At 31.0% G+C, this 3621-nt stretch carries 4 protein-coding genes; 1 reads left to right on the plus strand and 3 read right to left on the minus strand.

Translation table 11 applies throughout. From position 1 onward, the window contains the following. Positions 1 to 5: 5 nt before the first annotated feature. Positions 6 to 1310, plus strand: a complete 1305-nt coding sequence (locus ABY298_RS15475; protein WP_372746955.1) for a dicarboxylate/amino acid:cation symporter — start codon at positions 6 to 8, stop codon at positions 1308 to 1310. Positions 1311 to 1342: 32 nt separating this feature from the next. Here the strand turns inward: ABY298_RS15475 and ABY298_RS15480 are convergent, their stop codons facing one another. From ABY298_RS15480 to ABY298_RS15490, 3 genes are all read right to left on the minus strand, one after another. After that, the gene (locus tag ABY298_RS15480; protein WP_372746952.1) at positions 1343 to 2047 is read right to left on the minus strand and encodes an LrgB family protein; all 705 of its coding nucleotides are present in this window, start codon (positions 2045 to 2047) and stop codon (positions 1343 to 1345) included. Further along, a complete protein-coding gene (locus ABY298_RS15485; RefSeq protein WP_372746953.1) occupies positions 2040 to 2378 on the minus strand; it encodes a CidA/LrgA family protein in 339 nt (112 codons plus the stop codon). Before ABY298_RS15485 ends, ABY298_RS15480 begins: the two co-directional genes overlap by 8 nt. After that, positions 2379 to 3621: FUSC family protein (locus tag ABY298_RS15490; RefSeq protein ID WP_372746954.1), on the minus strand; the 1243-nt coding region annotated here is incomplete at its 5' end. It abuts the gene before it with no gap.

Here is a 3621-nt window from a genome sequence, read left to right on the forward strand (position 1 = left end):
ATTCAATGAAAAAAATCGCATTACATTGGCAAATATTAATAGGTATGGCCTTGGGAGTTTTAATAGGTTTATTAATGACTCAATTTGAACATGGCAGAGAAATAGTGCAAGATTGGATAAAACCATTTGGTACTATTTTTATAAATTCATTAAAATTAATTGCAGTACCATTAATTTTAGCATCATTAATAAAAGGAGTGTCAGATTTAAAAGATATTTCTAAGCTTTCTAAAATGGGAACTAGAACTATTGGTTTGTATTTAATAACTACCGTACTTGCTGTTACAATAGGTCTTTTACTAGTAAATATTATTCAGCCAGGTAATTCTATTTCTGAAGAGACAAGACATGAATTGGTGGATAATTATAGTAGTGATGCTGCTAAATATTCTGAAGAAGCTACAAAGCAAATGGAAGTTGGACCATTACAAGCCTTGGTTGATATTGTGCCGGATAATATTTTTGGAGCAGCATCTGAAAATAAAAATATGCTTCAGGTTATATTTTTCGCCATTTTTTTTGGAATTGGTTTAATATTAATACCTGAGAAAAAATCGAAACCAGTAAAAAAATTCTTCGATGGTTTTAATGAAGTGATTCTTAAAATGATTGATTTAATAATGTTAGCTGCTCCTTATGGAGTTTTTGCTTTGTTAGCAGCTTTAGTAGTTGAATCGCCAAGTATAGATTTATTTAATGCCTTAATTTGGTACGCCATTACAGTGGTTTTTGGATTGGCTTTAATGATTGCTTTTTATAATTTAATACTTTGGGTAGTTTTAAAGAAAAATCCATCTACCTTTATTAAAGGAATTTCACCTGCGCAATTGTTAGCATTTTCTACAAGTAGCAGTGCTGCAACATTACCAGTTACTATGGAAAGAGTTACAGAGCATTTGGGTGTTGATGAAGAGGTAAGCAGTTTTGTATTACCAATTGGAGCAACTATTAATATGGACGGAACAAGTTTATATCAGGCCGTTGCAGCTGTTTTTATTGCTCAAGCTTTTGGAATGGATTTATCGTTAGGTGTTCAGTTAGGTATTATTGTAACAGCTACGTTGGCAAGTATTGGTTCTGCAGCTGTTCCTGGTGCAGGAATGGTTATGTTGGTTATTGTTCTTGGGCAAGCAGGAATACCAGAAGCTGGATTAGCACTTATTTTTGCAATAGATAGACCTTTAGATATGTGTAGAACAACGGTAAATGTTACGGGAGATGGGTTTGTAGCTATGTTGGTTGCAAAATCATTGGGTAAACTTCATACGCCAAAAGTTAAAAATTGGGATGATAATTATCCGATAGAATAGTTGTTCATAAAAAAAATTATAGTGATGATTGTTTAATACAAAAGATAAATTGCCAATTGCACTATCCAAGGAGCTATTACGGCAGTAATAATTCCGTTTAAAGCCATTCCTAAACCTCCAAAAGCACTATAATCTGGTCCTTTTGCGCTTATACTAGCTGTACCTAAAGCGTGGGCGCTTGCGCCTAAACTTAAACCTACTGCTTTGGCATTTTTTACACCAATAATTTTTAAAAAGGCTTGTCCAAATACAGCTCCAAAAACGCCTACCACAATTACAAAAGCAACTGTTAAAGGAGGAACACCACCCATTTGTTTAGAAACCTCAATAGCTATGGGTGTTGTTACAGATTTTGGCGCCAAAGAAATGATGGTTAATTTTGAGGCTCCAAATACAAAGGCAAAACCTATTACAGAAACAATGCCAGTTAAGCTTCCTAAAAACATGGCGAGTAAAATCCTTTTTACATCATTTTTAATTTCTTCAATAAAGTTGAATAAAGCATAACCTAAAGCAATTACAGATGGCGCTAACCAAAAGCTTATAATTATAGTATTGTTCTTATAATCATTATAAGAAATATCACTCATCAATAAAAAACCAATAACTACTAAAATGGTAATTAAAATTGGATTTAATAAAGGCGATTTGTAGTTGTTTTGAAGTTTTTTAGCTGTTATAAAAACTACTAAAGTTAAGCTTACTTGAAATAGTGGAGTGTTTATAAAACTAATCATTTTTTCTTTCCATAAGTTTTCCAACAACAGTTATTACTAATAAAGAACTAACAATTATTGCAATTGATATTGGTAACCATTCTTGTTTTAAAATTTTAAAATGACACATAATACCAACTCCTGCAGGTATAAAAAACATAGCCATATTATTTAGTAAAAAGTTAGCTACTTGCGCAACTCTTTCTGGTTTTAATATTTTTAATTCTAATGCTAAAACAATTAATAGCATTCCTAAAATACTACCTGGAATAGGTATTTTTGTAACATAATTAAGGAGTTCTCCTGCAAACCAAAACCCTAATATTGTTGCAACTTGTTTTATTAAATTCATTTAATTATTATTTTCGCTAGGTTTAAAAAGTTTTGCTTCTTCTAATATTTGTAAGGTAACTTCAGCAATATTATACAATAATATATTGTGCATTTTGGTAGTTTCTTTATTGTTGTTTAGTAAATGTTTGCTTATTTCTTCTAAGCTATCTTCTATGTTTTCTATATCAGTACTGTCTTTTGCTGTAAACCAATTACAGGTTTTATCTAACACTTTTAAAATGTGATTTTCAATAGATAACAATTGAGAATCTTCATTGTTATGATAAATTCTATGAGCACCTAATGCTGAAAGATATGAAAGTAACGCATGGTTTAAATAGGTTAATGTAAATGCAGTGTTTTTTAGTTGTTGCTGTTTTTTAGGGTCTAATTGCATATTTTGCCAAGCCATAACTAAAGCGTTATCTGCTCTATGAGCTTCTCTTCGGGCAATTCTATAAGCTAAATCATCGGTTGTAGACCCTGTGTATTCATCTAATATAGCTCTAAAATAAGCCGTGTTTTTATGGATCACTTCACTAAGTAAATTTGGTAATTTTTTATATTGCCACTCTGGCCATAAAAAACGAACTACTAAAAATGAAATTAAAGCACCTATTAAGGTATCTATTAACCTTGGAGCCATAACATCTACACCTTTATTTGCAATAATATTAAATGCGCATAATACAAAAATGGTGATAAATACTACGCCAACAGAATACCGGCGTTTCATCCATAATAAAAATAAATATGCCGATGAAATCATTAGTATTATTTGGCCAGAAAAAGTGAATAACCTAATAATTAAAATTCCTATTACAACTCCAGAAAAAGTACCTATAATTCTTTGTAATAACCGTCGTCTTGTTTCGCTATAACTAGGTTGTAACACAAATAAAATAGTTAACACAATCCATTCTCCTTTAGCTACTTGAAAATATTCAGAAACAGCATAACCAATAGAAAAAGAAATGCTTAAGCGCAATGCATAGCGCATTCTTGGGTGATTTATGTGTAGCTGAGATTTAAATCTTTCAAAATAAGTACGATTGTCTTTTTCTAATTTGGGTAATAAATCCGTTTCGTAATTAGTATAAATTCCTTTTAACGTTTGGTTAGATTGTCGTAAATTTCTAATTAATAAGTTTAACGGATGTGTTGTGTTTAATTCGTTGTTTTTTAAGAAATTGTTTATGGCGCTTACCAACCAATCTAAAGCTATTGGATGTTTGTAATTAACACCTGTAAGTAAACTTTCG

Origin of the sequence: Lutibacter sp. (assembly GCF_041596795.1) — a bacterium.
GTDB lineage: Bacteria > Bacteroidota > Bacteroidia > Flavobacteriales > Flavobacteriaceae > Lutibacter.